18 protein-coding genes are annotated in these 24,304 nt (G+C 67.9%); 12 read left to right on the forward strand and 6 right to left on the reverse strand.

What is annotated here, in order from left to right:
- Positions 1-475 precede the first annotated feature (475 nt).
- On the reverse strand, positions 476-2,311 hold the full coding sequence (locus tag KRX55_RS01030; protein ID WP_218406007.1) for a BCCT family transporter: 1,836 nt from the start codon (positions 2,309-2,311) through the stop codon (positions 476-478).
- Between the two features lie 162 nt (positions 2,312-2,473).
- Complete coding sequence (locus KRX55_RS01035) at positions 2,474-3,403, reverse strand: AEC family transporter (RefSeq protein ID WP_218406008.1); 930 nt, start codon at positions 3,401-3,403, stop codon at positions 2,474-2,476.
- A 96-nt stretch (positions 3,404-3,499) separates the two neighbouring features.
- Here KRX55_RS01035 and KRX55_RS01040 point away from each other — a divergent pair, with 96 nt between their 5' ends.
- The 4 genes from KRX55_RS01040 to KRX55_RS01055 are packed head-to-tail and all read left to right on the forward strand — an operon-like array spanning position 3,500 to position 8,458.
- Complete coding sequence (locus KRX55_RS01040; protein ID WP_218406009.1) at positions 3,500-5,056, forward strand: ABC transporter substrate-binding protein; 1,557 nt, start codon at positions 3,500-3,502, stop codon at positions 5,054-5,056.
- The gene (locus tag KRX55_RS01045) at positions 5,056-5,997 is read left to right on the forward strand and encodes an ABC transporter permease (RefSeq protein WP_218406010.1); all 942 of its coding nucleotides are present in this window, start codon (positions 5,056-5,058) and stop codon (positions 5,995-5,997) included. Before KRX55_RS01040 ends, KRX55_RS01045 begins: the two co-directional genes overlap by 1 nt.
- 5 nt (positions 5,998-6,002) lie before the next feature.
- Positions 6,003-6,842, forward strand: a complete 840-nt coding sequence (locus tag KRX55_RS01050; RefSeq protein WP_218406011.1) for an ABC transporter permease — start codon at positions 6,003-6,005, stop codon at positions 6,840-6,842.
- Positions 6,839-8,458 carry a dipeptide ABC transporter ATP-binding protein gene (locus tag KRX55_RS01055; protein ID WP_218406012.1) on the forward strand — a complete coding sequence of 540 codons (1,620 nt, stop codon included), beginning with the start codon at positions 6,839-6,841 and terminating at the stop codon, positions 8,456-8,458. The genes KRX55_RS01050 and KRX55_RS01055 overlap by 4 nt, the downstream gene beginning before the upstream one ends.
- A 242-nt stretch (positions 8,459-8,700) precedes the next feature.
- Here KRX55_RS01055 and KRX55_RS01060 read toward each other — a convergent pair whose 3' ends face one another.
- Positions 8,701-12,039: an exonuclease domain-containing protein gene (locus KRX55_RS01060; RefSeq protein WP_218406013.1), complete on the reverse strand. Its 3,339-nt coding sequence runs from the start codon at positions 12,037-12,039 to the stop codon at positions 8,701-8,703.
- A 117-nt stretch (positions 12,040-12,156) separates the two neighbouring features.
- Here KRX55_RS01060 and KRX55_RS01065 point away from each other — a divergent pair, with 117 nt between their 5' ends.
- From KRX55_RS01065 to KRX55_RS01075, 3 genes are all read left to right on the forward strand, one after another.
- The gene (locus tag KRX55_RS01065; protein WP_218406014.1) at positions 12,157-12,867 is read left to right on the forward strand and encodes a 6-carboxyhexanoate--CoA ligase; all 711 of its coding nucleotides are present in this window, start codon (positions 12,157-12,159) and stop codon (positions 12,865-12,867) included.
- On the forward strand, positions 12,868-14,022 hold the full coding sequence (locus tag KRX55_RS01070) for an aminotransferase class I/II-fold pyridoxal phosphate-dependent enzyme (protein ID WP_370625721.1): 1,155 nt from the start codon (positions 12,868-12,870) through the stop codon (positions 14,020-14,022). It begins immediately after the preceding gene.
- Between the two features lie 133 nt (positions 14,023-14,155).
- Positions 14,156-15,133: a sugar-binding transcriptional regulator gene (locus KRX55_RS01075; protein WP_370625722.1), complete on the forward strand. Its 978-nt coding sequence runs from the start codon at positions 14,156-14,158 to the stop codon at positions 15,131-15,133.
- Positions 15,134-15,197: 64 nt separating this feature from the next.
- Here the strand turns inward: KRX55_RS01075 and KRX55_RS01080 are convergent, their stop codons facing one another.
- The 3 genes from KRX55_RS01080 to KRX55_RS01090 all read right to left on the reverse strand — a co-directional run bounded on the left by KRX55_RS01080 (position 15,198) and on the right by KRX55_RS01090 (position 18,992).
- Complete coding sequence (locus tag KRX55_RS01080; RefSeq protein ID WP_255567448.1) at positions 15,198-17,045, reverse strand: flavin-containing monooxygenase; 1,848 nt, start codon at positions 17,043-17,045, stop codon at positions 15,198-15,200.
- Positions 17,046-17,308: 263 nt separating this feature from the next.
- Positions 17,309-18,523: a NupC/NupG family nucleoside CNT transporter gene (locus KRX55_RS01085; RefSeq protein WP_218406016.1), complete on the reverse strand. Its 1,215-nt coding sequence runs from the start codon at positions 18,521-18,523 to the stop codon at positions 17,309-17,311.
- A 52-nt stretch (positions 18,524-18,575) separates the two neighbouring features.
- The gene (locus KRX55_RS01090) at positions 18,576-18,992 is read right to left on the reverse strand and encodes a cytidine deaminase (protein ID WP_218406017.1); all 417 of its coding nucleotides are present in this window, start codon (positions 18,990-18,992) and stop codon (positions 18,576-18,578) included.
- Between the two features lie 159 nt (positions 18,993-19,151).
- Between KRX55_RS01090 and KRX55_RS01095 the strand changes: the two genes are divergently transcribed.
- The 5 genes from KRX55_RS01095 to KRX55_RS01115 all read left to right on the forward strand — a co-directional run bounded on the left by KRX55_RS01095 (position 19,152) and on the right by KRX55_RS01115 (position 24,230).
- Positions 19,152-20,444, forward strand: coding sequence for a thymidine phosphorylase (locus KRX55_RS01095; RefSeq protein ID WP_218406018.1), 1,293 nt, complete (start codon positions 19,152-19,154; stop codon positions 20,442-20,444).
- 24 nt (positions 20,445-20,468) lie between these two features.
- Positions 20,469-21,131 (forward strand): deoxyribose-phosphate aldolase, encoded by a 663-nt coding sequence (deoC, locus tag KRX55_RS01100; protein ID WP_218406019.1) that lies wholly within the window; start codon positions 20,469-20,471, stop codon positions 21,129-21,131.
- A gap of 39 nt (positions 21,132-21,170) precedes the next feature.
- Positions 21,171-22,880 (forward strand): phospho-sugar mutase, encoded by a 1,710-nt coding sequence (locus KRX55_RS01105; RefSeq protein WP_218406020.1) that lies wholly within the window; start codon positions 21,171-21,173, stop codon positions 22,878-22,880.
- A gap of 181 nt (positions 22,881-23,061) precedes the next feature.
- Positions 23,062-23,736 (forward strand): hypothetical protein, encoded by a 675-nt coding sequence (locus KRX55_RS01110; protein WP_218406021.1) that lies wholly within the window; start codon positions 23,062-23,064, stop codon positions 23,734-23,736.
- A complete protein-coding gene (locus tag KRX55_RS01115; RefSeq protein ID WP_218406022.1) occupies positions 23,733-24,230 on the forward strand; it encodes a hypothetical protein in 498 nt (165 codons plus the stop codon). Before KRX55_RS01110 ends, KRX55_RS01115 begins: the two co-directional genes overlap by 4 nt.
- Positions 24,231-24,304 lie beyond the last annotated feature (74 nt).

Here is a 24,304-nt window from a genome sequence, read left to right on the forward strand (position 1 = left end):
TCCCGTATCCGACGGATCCCTCCGAGGTGTCCGTGACATCCCGGTACCACGCCTGCCACCGTTGATCGACACGTTCCCATGACGAGATGAGGACCGAAGCGCGACAGTGGCGGTGTGCCACAGGACGGCGCTACCTGAACCCGGATCCGCGATGAAGTGCAACACAATGAAGCCCGCACGGTGACAACCCTCGGACTCTGATCCGACGCCGACCGGATTCTTTCTCCCACCCAGGGTCCGCGTTCCCGTTGTCGGATGTTCTCCCGGGGTCCGGTAAAACCCTGGGTTGGTTGACAGACGAATACCCTGTACCGCCCGCTCATCAAGCTTCAATCGGTTCCGGAGGTGATCCCCAGCGCCAGACTCATTCGAAAGCCCGCCCCAATGCTCGATCGGCCCCACAGAAGGAAAACACCGCCCCCGGCTGTGCGCGTGGGACGGTGTTCTGAAGTTGTGGGCCTATCCGTTTACGGGGTCAGGAGCCCTTGACGGGCTCAGCCTCGTCGGATTCCTTCCCCTCTCCCCCCTTGACGTCGAGCTCTCCGTCGACGACGACGTTTCCGGAGATGACGATGTTGCCGTCGTCGTCGAACTCGTAGGCGAGCGGGGGCAGCGGGTTCCCGTCCGCGTCGTATCCGGGCGCGGGACGGTTCTCCTGCTCAGCGAGCTTCTCCGGGGAGTCGGTCTGGTCCCACTGCCTGGTGCGCAACTTCGGCTTAGCTGCGGCGTCGTCGATCATCCCCTTCATCAGGGAGTACATCATCACGAACTGCATTATGAAGAATGGAAGAGCGACGATGATGACGACCTGCTGCAGGGTCTCGATACCGGTGTCGGGGCTCATGATGAGCAGTGCACCGGCCACTGCACCGATGGCGCAGGCCCACATGACCCGGTAGTAGACGGGTGAGGAATCCTCTTCACCGGTGGCGAACATGTCGGTGACCATCGCGGACGAATCGATCGAGGTGATGAAGAAGATCACGACGATAGCCAGCGCGAAGATGCTGACGATGCCGGTCGCCGGGTAGTACTCGAGGAAGGTGAAGAGCGCCGCCGCGGTGTTGCCCTCCTCGACGACGGGGCCGACGAGGACACCCGGATCGAGCGCCTCGATCTCGAAACCGGCGCGACCGAAGATCGCGAACCAGATCACCGAGAAGATCGCCGGCAGGCAGATCACACCGGCGATGAACTCACGGACGGTACGGCCCTTGGAGATACGGGCGACGAACATGCCGACGAACGGCGACCAGCAGATCGTCCACGCCCAGTAGAACACGGTCCAGGAGCCCTGCCAGCCGGGGTTGTTGGCGAACGCGTCGGTGTAGAACATCATGCCGGGGGCGTTGTCGACGTAGATGCCGAAGCCCTGGACGGTGGAGCGGAGCAGAGTGAGCGTCGGACCGGTGATGAGAACGAAGACCATCAGGACGACGGCCATCGCGATGTTCGCGTTGGACAGCACCTTGATGCCCCGTTCCAGTCCACTGGCCACGGAGATTGAGGCGACCAGCGTGATGAACACGATGATGCCCAACTCGACGGGCCCCATGATCGGGACATCCCACAGCATGTTCATGCCGGCGTTGATCTGGAGGGTGCCCAGCCCGACGGATACCGCGATACCGAAGACGGTACCGACGATGGCCAGAACGTCAATGAGCTTCCCGGGCCAGGAGTAGATCCGGGCACCGAGGACGGGAGCGAACACGGAGCTCAGGCGCGGGGGCAGCTTCCGCTTGTAGATGAAATAGCCGAGGGCCAGGCCCGGCAGCGCCATGATGACCCACATGTGGGCTCCGAAATGGTAGAAGGTGAACGCCATCGCCTCGACAGCGGCCTCCTGGGAACCCGGTTCAACATCGGCCATCGGTGGGTTGGTCATGTGGTGCAGTGGCTCGGCCACACCCCAGAACATGAGCACCGCTCCGACGCCTCCCGCGAACAGCATCGCGAACCAGGCGAGCACCGAGTGCTCGGGCTCATCGTCGTCATCACCCAGCCGCATCCGGCCGAAGTGAGAGACGAACACCCCGAGCAGGAACACCACACAGATGGACACGCCACCGATGTAGAGCCAGCCGAGATCCGTGAGCAGCCAGGTGGCCACCCCCTCGAGGGTCCGGCGGGCGCTCTCCCCGAAGATGACGGCCGCCGCGACGAACGCGACGATGATCCCCCCGGAGAGGAAGAAGATGAAAGGATCCGTCTTCAGCCATCCGAAGAAACCGTCGTTGCCGGGTTTGTCTTCGGTGGTCTGTTCGGGTGGGGTGGTCTGTGCTGGTCCGGATTGTCCGGGCGACTTCATGGATCACGCCTTCGTCGGTGGCTGATAAGGAACGGGAACAAGATTAGAAACATCATTAGCTGTTTGCCGAATCCCCAGGATCAGCACCCCCAGACGTGGCTGGCGCTCATCGTTGCAGCGCACAGCGTTATTCACACCCAGGACACCGATTAATCGGTTGTGCTACCACCGGCCGAGCAATGCGGACACAATGAGGATCACCGGCACCGACACGATGGTGGAGACAACCGCCGCGTCGCGTGCCAGAGCAGTGGCGACACCGTATCTGTCGGCGTAGACGAACACGTTCTGTGCAGTCGGCAACGCAGCCAGTACGGTCACGGTGAGCAGCATCGCCCCATCGAGGCCGACAGCTACGCCGAGAAGACAGGCGACGACGGGGTGCACGATGTTCTTCCCGACCACCGCGACCCCCAGTGTCCGACGGGAAACACCCGCCGCGTCCAGGACGCGAGTCGTCGCGAGCGAGATACCGAAGGCGATGAGGGCCACCGGGACCGCGGCACCGGCGAGCAGCGACACACCCCCGTCGACGGGCCCTGTGGGCCGCCACCCGAGAACGTTGGACGCTCCCCCGGCGAGAGCCGCCACGACCACGGGATTCGCCAGCGCCGACCGGACCAGAACCCGGGGCGACAATCCGTGGTCACCGGTCAGGGACTCGAGAACCGTCAGCGCGAGCGGACCGTAGAACCCGATCTGGAAGAGCAGCAGCGGTACGACGGCCGTGGCGTCGCCGAGGACATGGACCGCCAGTGGGAGGCCCAGATTCGCCGCGTTGCAGTAGGAGGGAGACAATCCGGCGACAACCGCCCCCGGTGCCGACGTCCCGGGGATGAGTCGGGTGACGCAGGATGTCCCGACGCCGACGATGAGTGCGGAGGCGACGATCACCGCCGATGACGGCGCGATGATCGTGGACCAGTCGGCGACGGCAACACGGCTGAATACCAGGGCGGGCAGGGCGACGAAGAACACGAAACGGTTGAGAACCCTCAGTGCGTCCTCCCCCAGCACCCCGGTCCACCCGATGAGGGCACCGACGGCGATGACACCGAACACCATGCTGAACCCAGCCACCACGTCACTCACCCGATCATTGTCGCACCGGAACACACCCGAACTAGTGTCTGTCCGCCGACAGAGGTGATGCCGGTCATGCGGAGTTAAGGCGCTACCCTGTTCGTCATGGATGCGACCCATCTCAACGACCGGATTCGCCACAGGGCGGCGACGACCTTCGTTGCGACCGGGGTGACACTCGTGCTCGCGGCCTGTTCAGCCGGTTCGACGGCCACCCAGACCGCGGCCATCGCGGACAGCGGTGCCGTGGTCGTCGCGGTCTCCGGCACACCGGCGACCCTCGACTTCACCACCACCGGTGGGGCGGCGATCCCCCAGGCGATGATGTCGAACATCTACGAGACACTGGTCCGCATCGACGATGACGGGCACATCGTCCCGTGGCTCGCCACCGGGTGGGAGGTCTCCGAGGACCGCACCGTCTACACGTTCCACCTGCGCGAGGGTGTCACATTCTCCAACGGGTCACCCTTCACCGCCGAGACCGCGAAGTTCTCCATCGACCGCGTCCTCTCGGACGCGTGGACCAACGGACTGAAGAAGCTGATGTCCCCGGTAGTGGGCACCCGGGTCGTCGACACGCACACCCTCGAGGTGACGCTCAACGCCCCGTCGAACCAGTGGCTGTTCGCCATGGGCACCTTCGTCGGGGCGATGATGACCCCCGACGGCGTCGACGCTCTGGCCACCGACCCCTTGGGCACGGGCCCGTACACCGTCACCGACTTCGCGCTCGGCCAGTCGATCACCTTCGCGGCCCGCGACGACTACTGGGGGAAGGCACCGAGGAACAACGCAGCGGCGATCCGCTACTTCGCCGACGCGGTGGGCGCCACCAACGCCCTGCGCTCCGGCGACGTCGACGCGGTCTACTCCATGCAGTCCCCTGAGCTCCTCGACACCATCACCGCTCACGGCCACTACAACGTGGAGGTCGGCACCACCAACGGCGAGGTGCTGCTGTCGATGAACAACCGGCGCGCCCCGTTCGACGACATCCGCGTCCGTCGCGCAGTCATGTACGCCATCGACCGCCAGGCCGTCATCGACACCGCGTGGGACGGCTTCGGCACCGACACCGGCGGCGCACCGGTGCCGCCGACCGACCCCTGGTACGAGAAATCCGAGAGGTACCCCCACGACCCGGAGAAGGCGCGGCAGCTCCTCGCCGAGGCCGGGATCGACGGCACGAACAACCGGGTCGTCATCTCCGTCCCGTCCCGGCCCTACGCCACCGCGGTGTCCGAGATCATCGTCTCCCAGCTCCGCGACGTCGGGTTCGACGCCCGGATCGAGGCCACCGAGTTCCCGGCCGTGTGGCTGCAGAAGGTGTTCAGGCAGCACGACTACGACATGTCGATCATCCTGCACATCGAGGCCCGCGACGTTCCGGCGCTGTTCGGTGACCCCGACTACTACCTCGGGTTCGATTCCCAGGCGGTGCGCGAGGACATCGCGCGGGCCGATGCCGGAAGCCCGGAGGAGTACGTGTCGGGGATGCGTGCGGCGGTGGACACCATCATGGATCAGGCCGCCGCGGACACCCTGTTCAACTACCCGAACATCGTCATCACCGCACCCGGGGTGACCGGTGTCAACGCCGACGCCGTCGACGACGCCCTGGAGCTCGCGACGATCAGCGTGGAAGAGGAGCGCGACTGATGCTCATCACCCTGGGAAAACACATTCTCCGCTACCTGGCCACGATCTTCGTCGCCTCCGTCGCGGTCTTCGCGTTGATGCGCGTCGTGCCCGGTGACCCGGCGGCCGTCGCACTCGGCGTGAGCGCCACCCCGGAGCTCATCGCCGCGAAGCGGGAGGCGCTCGGCCTGGACCAGCCGTTGGTCGCCCAGTACCTCAGCTGGATCGGCGGGATGCTGCGCGGCGATTTCGGGCTCTCCCTGACCAGTGGGCAGGACATCTCCCCGCTGGTGGTCGACCGGCTGCAGGTCAGCCTCATCCTCGTCGGGTCCGCCATGGCGCTGGCGCTCGCCGCCGCGATCCCGGTGGGCACCTGGGTGGCGATGCGGCACCGGAGGGCCGACGGTATCGCGATCACCGCCCTGAGCCAGGTCGGTATCGCGATCCCCAGCTTCCTCGCCGGAATCCTGCTGGTCAGCGTGTTCGCGGTGCGCCTCGGGTGGGCACCGGCGAACGGCTGGGTGCCACCGGACCAGGGCATGGGTGCATTTCTCCGGCGGCTCGTCATGCCCGTCTGCGCGCTCGCCGCGGTGCAGGGGGCGATCATGACGCGCTACGTCCGCTCCGCGGTCCTGGAGATCCTCTCCGAGGACTTCATCCGCACCGCCCGGGCGAAGGGGCTTTCCACCTGGCAGGCGCTCCTGCGCCACGGGCTGCGCAACGCCGCCCTCCCCGTCATCACCGTCACGGGCGTTCAGCTGGCGTCACTCGTGATCGGCGCGGTCGTCATCGAGCAGGTCTTCGTCATCCCCGGACTCGGCTCCATGCTCCTCGACGCGGTGAGCACCCGCGACCTGACGACGGTGCAGACCATCGTCATGGTGCTGGTCCTGCTCACCCTCGCGGTGAACATGGTGGTGGACCTCATCGCACTCGCCCTCGATCCACGGACAGGACGGTGATCGACGTGAATCGACTCACCCGCATCCTGCGCAGGCTCCCGACCGCCGCGACCATCGGCCTCGTCATCGTCACACTCGTCGTGGTGGCCGGACTCATCTCCCTGATCTGGACGCCCTACGACCCGATCCACGCGATTCCCGCGGACCGACTCGAGGGCCCCTCGCTGCGGCACCTGATGGGCACCGACCGCTACGGGCGGGACGTGTTCTCCCGGATCATGGCCGGCTCCCGCATCACGCTGCTCGTCGGGCTCGTCGCCGTCGGCATCGGTGTCCTCGTGGGCACGCCGCTCGGGATCCTGGCGGGCATGCGCCGCGGCTGGGCGGAGACGCTCGTGCTCCGCGGGGCGGATCTCCTCCTCGCCTTCCCCGCACTGCTGCTCGCCATCGTCGCCGGCGCGATCTACGGCGCCTCGACGGTCTCGGCGATGGTCGCGATCGGCATCTCCACCGTCCCCGGCTTCGCCCGCGTCAGCCGCGCCGGAACGCTGCAGGTGATGTCCCGCGACTTCGTCGCCGCGGCCCGCACGGCCGGACGCTCCGGCCCCGAGATAGCGTGGCGGCACGTCCTGCCCAACATCACCGGAATGCTCATCGTCCAGGCTTCGGTGTCCTTCGCCCTGGCGATCCTCGCCGAGGCCGCACTGTCCTTCCTGGGTCTCGGCACCCCGCCACCCGATCCGTCCTGGGGCCGGATGCTCCAGTCCGCGCAGGCCTCGCTGGGGTCCGCCCCGATGCTCGCGTTCTGGCCCGGTCTCGCGATCGCCGGCACCGTCCTCGGGTTCAATCTGCTCGGCGACGGCCTCCGCGACGTGTTCGACCCGAAGACGAGGAAACGCCCATGACCCTGCTCACCGTCACCGATCTCGACGTCGACACGCGACGCGGGGAGACCCTCATCGGAGAGGTGTCCTTCACGATCGACTCCGGCGAACGCGTCGGGCTCATCGGCGAATCGGGCTCCGGAAAATCCCTCACCGCGCTCTCGCTGATGGGGCTGCTGCCCGACCATCTCTCCGCCCGCGGTGAGATGGCGCTCGACGGGGAACCCGGGAACCTCATCGACTACCCGGACCGCCGGATGCGCACACTCCGCGGGAGACGGGTGTCCATGGTGTTCCAGGAACCCATGACCGCGCTGAACCCGCTGATGACCGTCGGCGCGCAGGTCGCCGAGGTGATGACCCACCACGGAACCGTCGACTCCGACGACGCCGCACGCGACAGGACCCTCGAGCTGCTCGCCGACGTCCGCATCTCGGACCCCGAACGCATCTACGGCGCCTACCCGCACCAGCTCTCCGGCGGGCAACGCCAACGCATCCTCATCGCGATGGCCCTCGCGAACGATCCGGACCTGCTGATCTGCGACGAACCGACCACCGCCCTCGACGTCACCGTGCAACGCCAGATCGTCGAACTGATCCTCGAGCTCGTCGAGCGACGCGGCACCGGCCTGCTGTTCATCACCCACGACCTGGCGCTGGTGTCCGGGGTGTGCGAGCGGATCCTGGTCATGCGCGACGGCAACCTCGTCGAGAGCGGCACCACGGAGCAGATCCTCACCGCCCCCGCCCACGACTACACGAGGGGACTGCTCGCGGCCAGTGACCTCGACGCCCGGGACCCGGACGGTCACCTCTACACCGTCGAAACGGCCGCCACCGGCGGCTACCGGCCCGGCCACATCCACAAGGTGCCCGCCGTGCCCTCCATCGGTGAAGTCGTACTGTCGGCGACCGGGGTGTCCCGGACGTACCTCGGCAAACGACGCGGAATCCTCGGCCCCCGGCGCCGTACGGAGGCGCTCAGGGACGTGTCCCTGGAACTGCGGCGGGGACAACGCCTCGGGATCGTCGGCGGTTCCGGCTCCGGGAAGTCCACCCTCCTCCGGATCCTCGCGGGCCTGGACTCCCCCACCACCGGCACCGTCAACCACGCCGAACGCGCACAGGTGGTGTTCCAGGACCCCATGGGTTCACTCGATCCGCGCATGCGCATCGGCGCGATCGTCGGGGAACCGCTCCTCGGCCTCGGGATCCCCGCCGAGGAGCGGCGGACCAGGGTCGCCGAGGTACTCGGCGAGGTCGGCATCGGCGCAGACGCCGTCGACCGGTTCCCGCACGAGTTCTCCGGCGGACAACGCCAACGCATCTCCATCGCCCGCGCCCTGTCCGTGAAACCCGACGTGCTGTTCGCCGACGAGGCGGTCAGCGCCCTGGACGTCTCCGTCCGCGCCCAGGTACTCAACCTGCTGGGCGACCTCGTCGCCGACTACGGGCTGGCCCTGTTCTTCGTCTCCCACGACCTCTCCGTCGTCCGCCAGATGTGCTCCGACGTCCTGGTGCTCAACCACGGGGATGTCGTCGAGGCGGGCCCGGTCGAGAGGATCTGGAGTGCCCCGGAGGCCGACTACACGCGGGAACTGCTAGCGGCTGTGCCGAGGCTGGTCGGGCGGTGAGGTGCCCGGTGTTGCAGCAGATGCCGTTCAACTGCCTGGTGGTGCTTTCCGGAGATGCGAGTACCGGACCCGGCCAATGCTGTGCCGTTGTTCTTTGACCACGGCGGCACCTTGAGAATTAAGTGAAGCGTCGCTCACGATGCGTGGGCCATTCCCCCAGTTGAGGCCCACGAAGTGACGCCTTTTCTCATTCTCCGGGATACGCCGTTCCCACCGCCTCCCCTAACCCGGCACCAGTTCTGTCACTCGCGTGCGATGAGGTCCCTGATCGCGTCCGCGATGTCCTCCTCACGCCTGTGGTTGAACATCGCCACCGTGCGACGTAGCGGGGCATCCGGGGAAAGCCCGAGCGCTGTGTTGATGATCGCCAGTGCCTCCTCTCCGGAAACCTCGCCGGGGTCTCCGGGAACCCGTTCGTCGAGACCAAGTCTGTTGAGGAGCCCGGCCCATCCGTCCAGGTCCTGCCGGACCGCGGTGGCGCGGCGGATGTCGAAGCCGCCGTCGTCGGCGAATACGAGCCAGATCCGCTGCCCTTCCATGAGGTCCAGGTCAAGGAGGAAATCCCGGATGCTGGTTATCGTCGCGCCCGTACGGTTCCACGCGATGAACTGGTCCCGGCCCAGGCGTGTCGGCATCGTGACCTTGCCGAGGAAGGGCACGTCCTTCATCGCCGCAACACCTCGGGGGACGCCACTGCCCGAACCGCGGACATGATCACCGGTGACTGTCACGAGCAGCTCCCGGTCCGTTCCCCGGTGGTAGAGGCCTCTGACGTCGTCGGGATCGGCGGTGTTCTCGACCGGGCCGTCGTTCCGCGTCACCACTCCATCGACGGTGATGAACTCACCGTTGGTGCAGTATGTCCGTACCGAGGTCTCCGCGAGACCCCGGGCTTGGGCACCCTCGATGAGTTCCGTCAGCGGTGCGCTACCGTCTGCGTCGACGCGCGTGGCTATCCAGTGGGCGAGGCTCTGGAATTCCTCCATTCCCCATTCCGTGAGCGCCCAGGTGTCCCTGCCGACCCGCACGATCCGGGGGTCGGCGGACAGTGCGTTGGACATGGAGCGGATGTTCCCGGTACCGAAGGCCTCGAAGATCGTGTCGGCGGTGAGCGGTTCCCCGGCGATGGCGAGCAGTGCGACGGCACGGTCGCCGTAGTTGCTGCAGCGGGTGCAGAGTTTCCCCCGGACCGGTACGCCGATGTTCAGATCGGCGTCTGCGGCGAATGCCGTGAGTGTTGCCTCGTCGACGCCCGTCTCCCGGGCGATCGCGGCGACGGTGCTCACCCCGTATTCGTCGGCGGTGTCCACCACCGCCTGCCGGATCGCTTCAACGAGTCCCGGCCGCACGATCCACCCCGACGATAGTTCCCAGGTGGTGGCGAAGGCTGCGATGGTCTGGATCGCCGGGCCGCCCGTCACGGGGCAGGGCTGCGCGAGGGTGGGTATCTTGTTCTCCACCTCGGCGAGTGGAGTCGCGGGGAGGAAGCGGTGGGCGAGCGCGGTGACTGCGGTGAGCATGTCGGCGGGTGGTTGCTCGATGAGCGAGGTGACCCGGTGCTGGATCTGTCGGACACGCTCGCGGGTAACCCCGAAACTCTCGCCGAGGGCGTCGAGGGTCTCTCCGCCGACCACGCGACGTGCGAACACCTGGGGCAGGCGTTCGTCAACCGCCAGCGCTTCTTCGACAGCGCCGAGCGCGGCCCGTACCGCGGTCACTTCCGGTGCTGCGAGTTCCGGGTGTCCGGACAGCTCCTCTGCAGCGGCACGGATGTGATCCGGGGCGGTGTCGGGGAGCTCCGGGAGCATCCCCGCCAGTGCCGCCCAGCGGACGACCAGCTGCAGTTCCGTCGACGCCGGTTCGCGCGCGGTGTCCCCGTCGAGGTAGACGGGGTCCTCGGTGTCGTAGAGGCTGCTCTCGTCGGGTTCCGGTGCGGGTTCGGGGCAGATCCTCCCCTCCTCCGCGTCGTCGATGACCGCGAGCACGAGGGAGTAGACGAGCCGGTGGAGGGAGCGTGCGCCGACTCCCCGCACGTACGACAGGTTAGCCAGGGATTCCCCCAGCGGTTCGGTGTACCGGGCGAGATGCCGGGCGAGGTTCGAGGGTTTGACGGCCACCTGCTCGGGTACGGTCCGGGGGTCCAGCATCGGGGACAGCTGGTGGATCGGCAGCGTTCCACCCCAGTCCATCCAGGCGACGGTGATCTGGTCGGGTTCCGGGGCCCGTTGTTCTCCCGCACCGCCCAGAGCCTGCTCCAACCAGGGGAAGATCCGCCGGGTGAGTCCGCTAGGGTCTTCGGCGTCCCCGGCGGGTTCTTCCGGAGCACCGTCATCCGCCTCTTTCTCCGTCTCCGGTTCCCGTTCATCAGGGCATCCCTCGGTCATCTCGCGGAGCAGCCGGGCGAAGGTGGCCTCCTCAACGACGGGGACGTCGAGCTCGCGGGCCCGTCTGGCTTTTCCGCTGGCGGTGTCCGGGTCCGCGGCCACGAGCAGGACACTGCGACGGCAGACACCACCGACATCGAGCCCGGCGGCACGTGCGCGCTTCTCCCAGTCCTCCCGGGGCAGCGCCAGTTCCCCGGTGAAGGTGACCCGGTCCCCGGGACTCAACCGCAGACGTTCGAAGCCCTCCCCCTCGACCGGGGTCGCCAGCAACGTTTCGACGAGTGCGCCGTCCACACCCAGTTGGCGGGCCGCAGTGGTCACGGCCTCCCGTTCCGCATCGGTGACCACCCCGTCCGCCCACGCCTCCACAGCGAGCTGCCGGACGAAGCGACCGTGGATCTCGCCCGCTTCCTCCCTGTCTATGCCGAGTTCCCCGGCGCGGCAGATCAGCTGCCGGATCTCTGAGGTGCACAGTTTTCCGTCCGCCATGGCCGCGCGCAGGAGCCTGAGGTAGTCGTCGACGTCCCGGTCGCCGGTGTCGGGTAGCCCCGCGGCGAGGGCGTCAAGCCACTGTCCGTCGACGGCGCTCAAGCTGCGGTGTCCGCGTTCCACGGGCGGCAGGGAGGGTACGCCGGCGAGCGTCCTGTGGTTCTCCGGTGTGAGGGACAACGGGGTCCTGCTGCGGACCACGTCCGTCTTCCGGAGGAGATCCACGAGGAGTTCGGCGGTGGCCACGGCGTCGGCGAGAGCCGCGTGAGGGTTGCAGTTGACGGCGCCGATGGTCGAGAGACACTCGGAGAGTTTCTGCGGCGCACCGGGCAGCACGGACTTGGCGGTGCGCATGGTGCACACGGACCAGTCCCTCGGATCGTCGAGATCAACACCGCAGGCCGCGAATTCGCGGACCAGGAACTTCGTGTCGAAGGCGGCGTTGTGGGCGACGATGACACGGCCGTCGATGAGCGCCGCGAACTCCGCGGCGACCTCGGCGAAACCGGGTGCATCCGCGACGTCGGCGGGCCGGATCCCGTGGATGGCGGTGTTGTCGAAATGCCGGTTCGGCTGGACGAGGGTCTGCCACGTACGCTCCAGACGCCCGTCGGCGTCGGTGAGGGCGAGCCCGATCTCCAGCACCCGGTCCGAGGGGAGGAAACCGGTGGTCTCGAAATCGATGACGGCGAAACTGGGACGGATCATGGTTCAGCACCTAACGCAGTGGACTCTTCTGGCATTGGGGCCAGCCTATCCGCGGTCCCGGACACCGGAACGGGACGATCCGCACAGACGTACGCATGAACACCGTACAATATCGCCATGACCACGTACTCCGTGAAGATGCGCGCGAGTTCCGGCGGGCTGCACATCTCGGGCGCTGAACGCCTCGTCCGGGCGGAATCGGTGCCCACCTGTGTCGGTTCGCTCACGCACCGGGCGTTGACGCATCCGAAGGGGACACCGGACGAGATCACCGTGACCGTGCGGGCGGTCGATGAGAATGAGGTGGAGCATCTCCGGGTGCTGGAGACCCGCGAGTTCCCGGCCGGGTCCCCGGCCCGGGCCCGCGACTTCGTGGTGGCCGAACTGCGGCGGCTCGGCGTCGGACGGCCTGAATCCGTCTGGGAACTGCTGACGACGGTCACCGGGTTGCGTGGGGCGATGCTCGTCGACGCCACCACCGGTATGCGTCTGGAGCCCGATCCCGACCGCGGAGTGCGGGTGAGCAACCTCGATCACGTGTCCACTGACACGGGTGCTGCGGAGAAACTGCACTACCGGGAGGCGATCGCCCTGGCGACAAAGGTCACGGCGCACCCGCACATCATCGCCGAGGTCTGCATCTCGGACGACCCGGACTACACCACCGGCTATCTCGCCTGCCGGGGCACGTACACGCGGATCGACGCGATGAAGGAGCCCGGCTCACCGGTGGGCACCAGGGTGTTCCTGTACGACGGTCCGGCGTCAGAGGTCGCGGCGTGCATCGACTGGCTGGAGAACCGGGTCGTGCTGGTGGAGGGCTTCTAGGTGGGCTCACTCGACGATTTCGCCGCGGCCCGGAACGCCGCCTGGGCGGGTGCGGGTCTGTCCCGGACCCTCCGGGAGTTCACGGGACCACAGGAACCCCTCGCGCACATCGACGACCGGGACCTGATCCAGTTCGCCTCATCCAACTACCTGGGACTGGCTACACACCCCGGGGTGACCGCGGCCGCCCGTGTCGCGCTCGAGGTCTACGGTGCGGGATCCGGCGGTTCGAGACTCACCACGGGAACGACTGACCTGCACACGGGACTCGAGCGTCGGCTGGCGGAGTTCTTCGGCGGTGGCGGACATGATGACGCTGTGTTCTTCGCCACGGGCTACCAGGCGAATCTGGCGGTGCTGCAGACGATCGCGGGACCCGACGTGACGGTGTACTCCGATTCCCTGAATCACGCGAGCATCATCGACGGGTGCCGGTTGGCCCGGGCGACGGTGCGGGTTTTCCCGCACGGAGACCTCGCCGCCCTGGACCACATGCTCGGTGAGCGCGCGACCCCGTATTCCCTCGTGGTCAGCGACGGGGTGTTCTCGATGGACGGGGATCTGGCGGATCTGGCGGGTCTCGTCGCGGTCGCGGAACGGCACGGAGCCTGGACGATGATCGACGACGCCCACGGCGTGGGCACCCTGGGGGCGACGGGACGCGGCAGTGTCGAGCACCACGGGGCGCGCCCGGATCTCCTCGTCGGTACCGCGAGCAAGGCGCTGGGTGGTGAAGGTGGTTTCGTGGTGTGTCCGTCGACGGTGGCCGTCCTGCTGCGCAATCAGGCCCGCGGCTTCGTCTACTCCACGGCCCCCTCCGCGGCCACCGTCGCCGGGGTTGAAGCGGCGGTCGATGTGCTCGACGGGGCGCCGGAGCTCGTTGCCCGGCTCCACGCCAACGTCCGCGAATGCGCCGGACGGCTGGGTGTTCGGGGGCAGGTGAGTCCGATCATCCCGGTCCCGGTGGGTGACGAGGGTCGTGCGATGGCGCAGTCCCGGGAGCTGGTGGAGAGCGGTTTCTTCGTGCCCGCGATCCGGTGGCCGACCGTCGCCCGCGGTGCGGCGATCCTCCGGGTGACCGTCACCGCGGAGCACACCCCGGAACAGATCCGGGCGTTCGCCGGCGCGCTGCGGGAGCTGGGTGCACTGCACTGACCCCGCCTTCACAGGTCCACGGCGGCACCGGCGTCAGGCTGGCCGCCACCTGGGTGCGGAACGGGGAAACCCGGCGGTTACGATGAACAGGCAGCATGATCCCGGCACCCCATCTGACCCCGAGGAGCTTCCCGTGGACGCACGCGACGAGCAGGCACTGACCGCGGTGAAGCTGTACTTCGAGCGTGGTATGTCGCAGGCCGAGGTCGCCGCGGAGCTCGGGGTGTCACGGCCCACCGCGGCGAAGCTCATTCAGCTGGGGAAGCAGCGTGGTTTCGTCACCATCGAGATCCACGACCCCCGCGAGGTCGACTCCGCACTGGCGAAGCAGCTCGTCTCCCGGTTCGGGCTCGCCGATGTCCGCCTGGCTCATCTCCCCCGGGACACCGATGCCGATCTACTCCGTGAACTGGGAAAACTTGGCGCAGCGGCGCTGCAGGAACTCGTCACCGACGGCATGAAGGTGGGCGTCTCCTGGGGTGACACGATGTACTCGGTCGCGGCGCAGTTGGAGCACACGGACCGACGCGGGGTCGAGATCGTGCAGCTGAAGGGCGGTACCTCGCATTCGGAGCGGTCCACCTTCGACCTCGAGACGATCAACTCCTTCTGTCTCGCGTTCAACGCGACCGCCCGGACGCTTCCACTGCCGGTGATCTTCGATTCCGAGGAGACGAAGCGGATCGTGGAACGGGACCGGCACATCTCCCGGATCCTCGCCGCCGGCCGGGACACCGATCTGGTCACGTTCACGGTCGGCGACGTGCACCGGAGTTCCCTCCTGCTGAATCTGGGGTACCTCTCGGAGAACGAGGTGGACCAGCTGCTCGACCGTGCGGCGGGCGATGCCTGCTCCCGGTTCTTCACCGCGGCCGGCGGGACAGCGGTGCCGAGCATCGACGACCGGACCGTGGGCATCACTCTTGATGAGCTCGCGTCCCGGCCGATCCGGCTGCTCATCGCCGGCGGTGCGGCCAAGACCACCGCAATATCGACTGCGCTGGACATGGGCCTTGCGACCCACCTGATCATCGACCGGCCGACGGCGCTGCGGGTGCTGGATGCAGCGGGCCCGGCCGGGTCCGACGGCACCGCGGGGAAACGCGGCTGAGAACGATGATGCCCGGGCAAAGAGTGTCCCGACCGGCCGCTGAGACAGCAGTTCGCGGCACAGATCACTCGGGATGGTGGACCTCAGGCAGGGCGTAGACGGGGGTCTCCAACCCCTCCAGCCGAGCCTTGAGCTGCAGTGCGAGATACCTGCTGTAGTGGCGCGACTGGTGCAGATTCCCACCGTGGAACCACAGATTCGTCTGGCGCGTGGGTTTCCACATGTTCCGCAGCTCCCCCTCCCACGGCCCGGGATCCTTCGTCGTCCCCGACCCCAGCCCCCAGCACCGGCCCACCGACCGGGCGACCTCCGGGGAGATCAACTGGGCGGCCCAACCGCTCATGGATCCGTACCCGGTGGCGAGGACGATGACGTCGGCGGGGATCTCCGTGCCGTCCGTGAGTACGACCGAGCGCTGTTTCACCTCCTCGATCGTGACCCCGGAGTGCAGTTCGATGTCACCGTCGATGATGAGCTGGGAGGCTCCGACGTCGATGTAGTATCCGGAGGCCCGACGGAGGTACTTCAGGAACAGTCCCGACCCGTCCTCACCGAAGTCGAGCAGGAAGCCGGCGTCCTCGAGCTGCCGGTAGAACTCGGCGTCCTGCTCACGGATGCGGTCGAAGATGGGCTTCTGCGCCTCCGCGAGATGCCGGTACGGGATCGAGGCGAACAACAGATCCGCGGTTTCGGTGTCGATCCCCGATTCGAGGGCGTCCTCGGAGTAGAGCGGCCCGAACACCTCCCTCATCAACGACTCCGACCGGACGATGTGCGTCGGGGACCGCTGGATCATCACGGGGTGTGCCCCGTTCGCGAACAGATCGGCACATATGTCGTGAGCGGAGTTGTTCGCCCCCAGCACGACAACGTTCTTCCCGGCATCGGCACCGCCGCCCGGATGCTGGGAGGAGTGCCTGATCTCCCCGGCGAAATTCTCCTGCCCGGGTAGCGTCGGCACGTTCGGGACCCCGGACATACCGGTGGCCAGCACCAGGTGCTCCGGATTCAGGGTCAGGTTCTCCCCGTTGCGGCTGACCTCGACGGTCCACCGTCCCATGTGCTCATCGAAATCAGCCGAGATGCACGAGGTATCCGACCAGTAGTCGAGATCCATGATCCCGACGTAGTGCTCCAGCCAGTCCCCCATCCGGTCCTTCGGGGTGAACACCGGCCAGTGATCGGGGAAAGGCAGGTAGGGCAGGTGATCGTACCAGACCGGATCGTGCAGACACAGGGAGTGGTAGCGGCTCCGCCACTGGTCGCCCGGACGTGGGTGGCGGTCGATGATCAGGGCCGGTACACCGAGCCGCTTCAGCCGCGCCCCCAGCGCGATACCGCCCTGCCCACCGCCGACGATCAGGGTGAAAGGCTGCTCGCTGACGCCGAGCGCGGCCCGCCGGTCCGCCCTCCGGTCCGACCAGTTCCGCCTGTCCTCGCCCGGGCGGCCGTGCCGTGCTCCCAACTCGCGGTTGCGCCCGGCCGCCTCCGGGTGGTCGATCAGTTGCTGGGCCGAGGTGGTGAGCATCGCCGCCTTACCCTCACGTAGACGCACCACGCCGCGACAGTGGAAATCCGCGGTGTCGAATGTGAGGAAGGACCAGTCGTCCTCGCCGGGATCGACCACCTCCAGGTTCCGCATGGCGCAGCGCGGCCATGTTTCCCGGATCATCGCGGTGATCGAGTCGAGCCCCTCGGCGGTGTGGATGTTCCAGGTGAAGGAGGCGAGATCACGCCAACAGGCGTCCTCGGTGAACAACGTCGCCAACTCCGCGGCAGCATCCCCGGGGTCGAGTTGATCGACCCTGGCGGTGATGTCCGCCAGTTTCCCGACCCAGTCATGCACGCTGCCGGTTTCGATATCACCGGAGGTGTCCGTGTCCGCTTGCGACATCGTGTTCGTGGTGGTCATTCTGTCCGCCTCCTCAGTCGGGTGTGGGAGGGGTCGACGACACGACCCCACCGTGTGTTCCACAACACACTACCCGGATACCTGGTGTCTCGCGTCACACTCTGGTATCTGATGCAAAAGTTCACCCCCGGCGCCCCCGGGGGCGACCAAATCCCATCAGACCGGACGCATGACACCGTCGCCTCCCCCGAGGGGGGAACAGAGCCGGGTCGGAGGCGGAAACCTCCGGACCCGACCCACGGAGACTCCTCCCTGCAACGGCGTCAGAGCGCGACGACACCGACAATGGCGGCGTTGAGCATGTTGACGGTGAACCCACCGAGCAGCGCCCAGGGGCCGAGCTTCGCGACCTCGCCACGACGCTCGGGGACGAGACCGCCGATCGCACCGATCTGGATGGCGATGGAGCTGAAGTTCGCGAAACCCGCCAGTGCGAAGGTCGTGATCATCACGGTCTTCGGGGAGAAGGAGTCGATCTGCGGACCGAATGAGGAGAATCCGACGAACTCGTTGATCACCGTCTTCTGCCCGATGAAGTTGCCCACGCCGAGGGCCTCCGACCAGGGAACACCGATCAGCCAGGCGACGGGCGCGAAGAGCACTCCGAACAACGCCTCCAGTGACCAGTTGTCCTGCCCGAACCAGCCACCGATTCCGGCTAGCATCGCGGAGAGCATGGTGATCAGGGCGATGAAGGCGATGAGCAGGCAACCGACGGCGACGGCGATCCTGCCACCGGCCATCGCCCCGGAACCGATGGCGTCGATGATGTTCTTAGACTCGGTGTCACGGACGTCCCGGATGCCGGCGTCGAGATCGGATTCCTCGGTCTCGGGCATGAATGCCTTGGCGACGATCAGGGAGCCCGGCGCGTTCATCAGGGAGGCAGCGAGCAGGTACTCGAGCGGCGCGCCGAGGAGCGAGTATCCGATGAGGGTGGACCCGGCGACCGAGGCGAAGCCGCCGGTCATGCATGCGAAGAGCTCACTGCGGGTCAGTTTCGGGAGATAGGGCGCGACGACGAGCGGAGCCTCGGACTGGCCGAGGAAGATCACGGTGGAGGCGAAGACGCTCTCCACCTTGGAGGTGCCGAGCAGCCACTTGAGCGCGCCGCCCAGGATGTCGACGAAGTACTGGATCACCCGGAGGTAGTAGAGGGCGCCGATGATCGCGCCCAGAACGATGATGACGGGGAGGACGTTCAGCGCAAAGACGAAACCGTTGTCGCCGCCGAACAGGCCGCCGAACACGAACTGGGTGCCGACGTTGGTGAAGTCGGTGAGTTTCTCGAGTCCGTGTGCCACGGATTTCAGGGCGTTGAAGCCGACGTCCCATTTGAGCACGAGGAGGGCGAAGGAGACCTGGAGGAGCAGGCCGACCCCCAGAGTGCGCCACCTGATGGCGGAGCGGTGTCGGGAGAAGAGTATGGCGAGGCCGAAGATGACGGCTATACCCAGCAGTCCCTGGAAGCGGTCCATGGGGGCTCCTATCGGTCGGTTCGGTTGGCGGTGAGAGTCGTGCGGGGAGGCCCTAGAGGGCGTCCGGCCCGAAGGCGTGCGGCAGGAGGTCGGTGAAGGCGATGCTGACCGGGTCCCCGGAGGGCCCCTCGACGATCACCCGGTCGCAGCTGAATTCCCCGAGCACCTGCCGGCACGCACCGCAGGGATGACAGGGGGCCGCTTTCAGTCCGACGACGGCGGTCGCGATGATGTGCGGGCGTTCCCCGGTCGCCCGGTCCCGCTCACGCTCGGCGATCATCCGGCCCACCGCGGTCCGTTCGGCGCAGATCGTCAGACCGTAGGAGGCGTTCTCCACGTTGCACCCGGTGACGATCCGACCGTCCTCGAGGAGGAGCGCTGCGCCCACCGGGAAGTCCGAGTAGGGGGCGTAGGCGCTGTGCACGGCGGCGCGGGCCTGGTCGAGGAGTTCTGCGTCGGAGACTGCCATGTCAGGTCCTTCGGGGCGGGGACTGAGATCACATGAACAGTTGTCAACTTATTCATTGACATTTGTTCACCGCATTATGATAATCGGGTTGTGGACCACCGCACAAGGGTTTCGCGGATTTATTCCCGGTCACATCGCGACCGGCACAAGGAGAAGGACATGGGAACGACATTCGACACCGTGGACATCATCCGGACCAAGCGGGACGGAGGTGAACTCAGCGGAGCCGAGATCGACTGGATCATCGACGCGTACACCAACGGAGGCGTCGGGGACGAGCAGATGGCCGCCCTCGCGATGGCCATCTTCCTCAACGGAATGACCACAGGGGAGACCAGCCGGTGGACCCGGGCCATGATCGACTCCGGCGAACGCCTCGACTTCTCCGGACTGGGCAAGCCCACGACGGACAAGCACTCCACGGGCGGCGTGGGCGACAAGATCACGCTCCCTCTCGCACCCCTCGTCGCCTCCTTCGGCGTCGCCGTCCCGCAGCTGTCGGGCCGTGGGCTCGGCCACACCGGCGGCACCCTCGACAAGCTCGAGTCGATCCCCGGATGGCGGGCGGACATCTCCACGGAACGCATGATGGAGATCCTCCGCGATCCGGGGTGCATCGTCTGCGCCGCCGGAACCGGACTCGCCCCGGCCGACCGCAAGCTCTACGCCCTGCGCGACATCACCGGCACCGTCGACTCGATCCCGCTGATCGCCAGCTCCATCATGAGCAAGAAGATCGCCGAGGGTACCTCGGCTCTGGTCCTCGACGTCAAGGTCGGCGACGGCGCGTTCATGAAGGACCCGGACACCGCCCGCGAACTCGCCCGGACGATGGTCGACCTGGGCCGCGCCGCGGACGTCGACACCCGCGCCCTGCTCACCGACATGTCCACTCCCCTGGGCCGCACCGTGGGCAACGCCCTCGAGGTGCGTGAATCCCTCGAGGTGCTCGCCGGTGGCGGACCGGCGGACGTCGTCGAGCTCACCGTGGAACTCGCACGGGAGATGCTCGACGCCGCCGGGGTCCGCGACGCCGACGTCGAGGCGGCGCTCGCCGACGGGCGGGCGATGGACACCTGGCGGAGGATGATCCGCGCCCAGGGTGGCGACCCGGACGCGGAGCTGCCCACGGCCGCCCACACCCACGTGGTAACGGCCGACCGGGACGGCGTCCTGGAGCGTCTCGACGCGCTCCCCGTCGGCGTCGCCAGCTGGCGCCTCGGCGCCGGGCGCGCCCGCAAGGAGGACAGCGTCCAGGCGGGGGCCGGCGTGGAGATCCATGCCGTACCCGGAGACACCGTCACCGCCGGCCAGAAACTGTTCACACTGCACACCGACACCCCCGAGCGCTTCGGGCGGGCCATCGAGTCCCTCAACGGGGGCTACAGTCTCGCACCGACGGGCAGCGACGTCCCGGCTCGCGAATCCGCCATCCTCGACCGCATCAACTGACCTTCCAAGGAGACCTGAGAAGACATGACCGCACACACCCGCGCAGACATCGCCCGCATCATCGACCACACCCTGCTCAAGCCGGAGGCCACCGCGGACCAGGTTGCGGATCTCGTCACCGAGGCCGCGGAGCTGAACTGCTACTCCGTCTGCGTCTCCCCGTCACAGCTACCCGTCGAGGTACCCGAAGGGCTGCACGTCGCCACGGTCGTCGGGTTCCCCTCCGGCGCGGTCAAGCCCGGGATCAAGGCCGCGGAGGCCGCCCGCGCCGTCAGTGACGGCGCCGGGGAGGTCGACATGGTCATCAACATCGCCCTGGCGAAGGAGAATCGCTTCGACGAGCTCGAGGCCGAGATCCGCGCCGTCCGCGAGGCCTGCCCCGCACCGGTCGTCCTGAAGGTCATCATCGAGTCCGCCGCACTGGACGACGACGAGATCGTCGCGGCCTGCCGCGCCGCCGAGGCCGCCGGTGCCGACTTCGTCAAGACCTCCACCGGATTCCACCCGGCGGGCGGCGCCAGCGTGCACGCGGTGAAACTCATGGCCGACACCGTCGGCGGCCGACTCGGGGTCAAGGCCTCCGGCGGCATCCGCAGTGCCTGGGACGCCGTGGCGATGGTCGAGGCCGGAGCCACCCGACTCGGGCTGTCCTCCTCCGCCGCCGTCCTCGACGGACTCGACGACTGACACGAAACACCCCCATTCCGCCAGAAAGACGTGATCTGCATGACGATCATCGACCGTGCCCGCGACTGGGCGTCCCACGACCCCGATCCAGCGACGCGGGAGGAACTCAACCAACTCATCGACTCGGCGGCGAACTCCGCGGCGGACAGCGCAGCCGTGACGGAGCTGGAGTCCCGCTTCGCCGGACCCCTGATGTTCGGCACCGCCGGCCTGCGGGGCAGGGTCGGCGCCGGCGAGACCCGGATGAACCGTGCCGTGGTCACCCGCGCCACCCACGGACTGATGTCGTGGCTGAACGATCAGGTCGACGACACCCCCACCGTGGTGATCGGCTGCGACGCCCGCCACGGTTCCGCCGACTTCCGGAAGGCCGCGGCGGGTGTGGTCGCCGCGGCGGGGGGACGCGCGCTGGTCCTGCCCGCACAGCTGCCCACCCCGGTCACCGCGTTCGCGGTCCGGCATCTGGGCGCGGACGCGGGAATCATGGTCACCGCGTCCCACAACCCACCCGACGACAACGGCTACAAGGTCTACCTGGGTGGTCGGGTCGCCCGGGGCCCCGCGGAGGGTGTCCAGCTGATCAGCCCCGCGGATGCCGAGATCGCCGGGGCCATCGCCGCGGCGCCTCCCGCCGACGAGATCGCGCTCGCCTGGGAGAAGGTGGAGCACGTCGATGTCCTGGACGCCTACCTTGCCCGTGCCGAGGAGATCGGCCGGGCGTTCCCGGCGACGGGTCGGGCCCGCTCGGATCTCCGGGTGGTGCTCACCCCGATGCACGGCGTCGGTGGGGCCACCGCGGCCCGCGCCCTGGAAGCGGCCGGATTCACGGACGTGCGCCTCGTTCCCGGCCAGGCTGATCCGGACCCGGACTTCCCCACCGTCGCGTTCCCGAACCCGGAGGAGCCCGGTGCCCTCGACCTGTCGATGGATCTGGCCCGGGAGATCGACGCCGACATCATCATCGCGCTCGACCCGGACGCCGACCGCTGCTCCACAGCCGTCCCGGACGCGGACGCTCCCGGTGGGTGGCGTCAGCTCACCGGCGATGAGATCGGGGCTCTGCTCGGCGAGTTCCTCGCCTCCCGACGGGAGACCGGTTGCACCGGGGAGGACGCGGTGCTGGCGAACTCCATCGTCTCGGGGCGTCTGCTCGGCCGGATCGCGGAGCACCACGGCCTGCGGCACCGGTCGACACTGACCGGGTTCAAGTGGATCGCCCGGACCCCGGACATGATCTTCGGCTACGAGGAGGCGATCGGCTACTGCTGCGACCCCACGCATGTCCGCGACAAGGACGGGGTGACGGCTGCGGTGACCATGTGCTCGCTGGCCGCCGGGCTGAAGTCCGACGGGCGGTCGCTGCGGGACGAGCTCGACGACCTCGCCCGGAGGCACGGTCTGCACGCCACGGCACCCCTGACCTTCCGGGTGGCGGACACCTCACTCATCACGGAGGGCATGCGGACCCTGCGTTCGGCGCCCCCGGCGGAGCTCGCCGGTTCGCCCGTCGTGGACTGCGCGGATCTCCTCGACGGGTACCGGGGTCTTCCTCCCACCGACGGCATGCTCCTGGTCACCCGGGACGATGACCGCGTCATCGTGCGACCCTCCGGAACCGAACCGAAACTCAAGTGCTATCTCGAGGTGGTCATGCCGGTGGGGCCCGACGGCGCCATCCCCCGTGCGGCCGCCGCAGCACGCCTGGAGCGGATCAGGTCGGACATGGCCGCGGCCACCCGAATGGCCTGAGCCCCTCCCCCGCACAGGCTTTGACCAGCCGTTTCACATCTCACCCCGGAACAGGACACGATCCCGTCCCGGGGTGAACGTTTCCATGGGGACTGTCTTATAGTGTCCAGTAGAGGAAGTACGTCCCGGATCGGCGCACCGACCCGGTGTCCACGCCCGACGACGAGAGAGGACGGCCGAGATGACGACGCCCCGGGGTCGGCACGCCCGCAGCGATGACGACGTCGTCTCCCCCGCCCCCGTCGTCCGGCTGAACACCGAGTCGTTCCGGGTACCCACCGGCGCCGACTTCATCGCGATCAGCCACGGCGCCCCGGTCGTCGCATCGTGGCCGCCACCGACGCATTCCGGGGAATCGGCGGCAACCGTCACCGCCTCCCCGACGGACGCGGAACCCGCCGAGTTGTTCCGCCGGAAGGTGCACTCCCGCCGACCGTCCGCGCCCGAGATCCCACACCGTCCCGTCCCCCCGGTACCGGAACCCCGGGTGGAGCGACGGACGGTCACCGCACCACCCACGGAAGATGAGCGGCCACTGCCCGCACCCCACCGGCGGGCGTCGTCGGGGCACCGCCGGAGGTCCCGTCCCGCGGCGACGTTCCTCAACCTCTGGCGCCTGCCGTCGGGGACCGAGCCCCATCTGCTCCGGCCCACGGCGCAGCGCCAGTTGACCTCCTGGGTGGTCGCGACGTTCCTCTGCTGCGTCACCCTGGGGATCGGCCTGGCGCTCCTCATTCACGGTCTCGCGGACGGCTCCGGCCCCGGTGTCCACACCGGGTGCCTGCTGTCGAGCGTCGCACTGTGCCTGTTCTTCTGCGCCAACGCCTTCCTCCGCCCCGGGGATGTCCTCCGATGACGGGATACATCGCCGTGGCGGTCTTCGTGGTCGGACTCTCCCACGCGCTCGTGACGCTCATCAGTCTCGCCGGGGCGCGGACAACCGCACGGCGGGCGTGGGCGACCGCCCTGAAGTCCCGGCCCGGTGACCGGGTGGCCGAGTTCGAACTGCTCACCGACTCCGATTGTCCACCGCTGCGGGACTTTCCGCTCCTGGACAGCTACATCCTCGGGCGCGACGACGACGCGGTTCCGGACGTCGAACTCGGGCTGATCCGCTCGGATCTGCGTCGTCGCGCCCATCTGTGGGCCACCGCGGCGAAGGTGTGGTGGGTCGCCGCACTCGTGCTCTCCGCGGTCAGCGTGCCCGCCCTCGCCTCGGATGCAACCTCCGGGAGCGCCGTGATCATCATGTGTCTGATCATCGTCGCCCTCGTCGCCGCGGCCTCCTGGGCGACCACGGCCGCGTCCGTTCTCCGCAGCCACGCGGTCAAGGTTCCGGCACCGTTGTGAACCGGTCGCCGTCGGGCCCCGCCGTCACACCCGACGTACTGACACGGGATGAGGCCGGGCCGCCCGTCCGTGGC

The sequence above is a fragment of the Corynebacterium sp. TAE3-ERU16 genome (genome assembly GCF_019209935.1).
Classification (GTDB): Bacteria; Actinomycetota; Actinomycetes; order Mycobacteriales; family Mycobacteriaceae; genus Corynebacterium; species Corynebacterium antarcticum.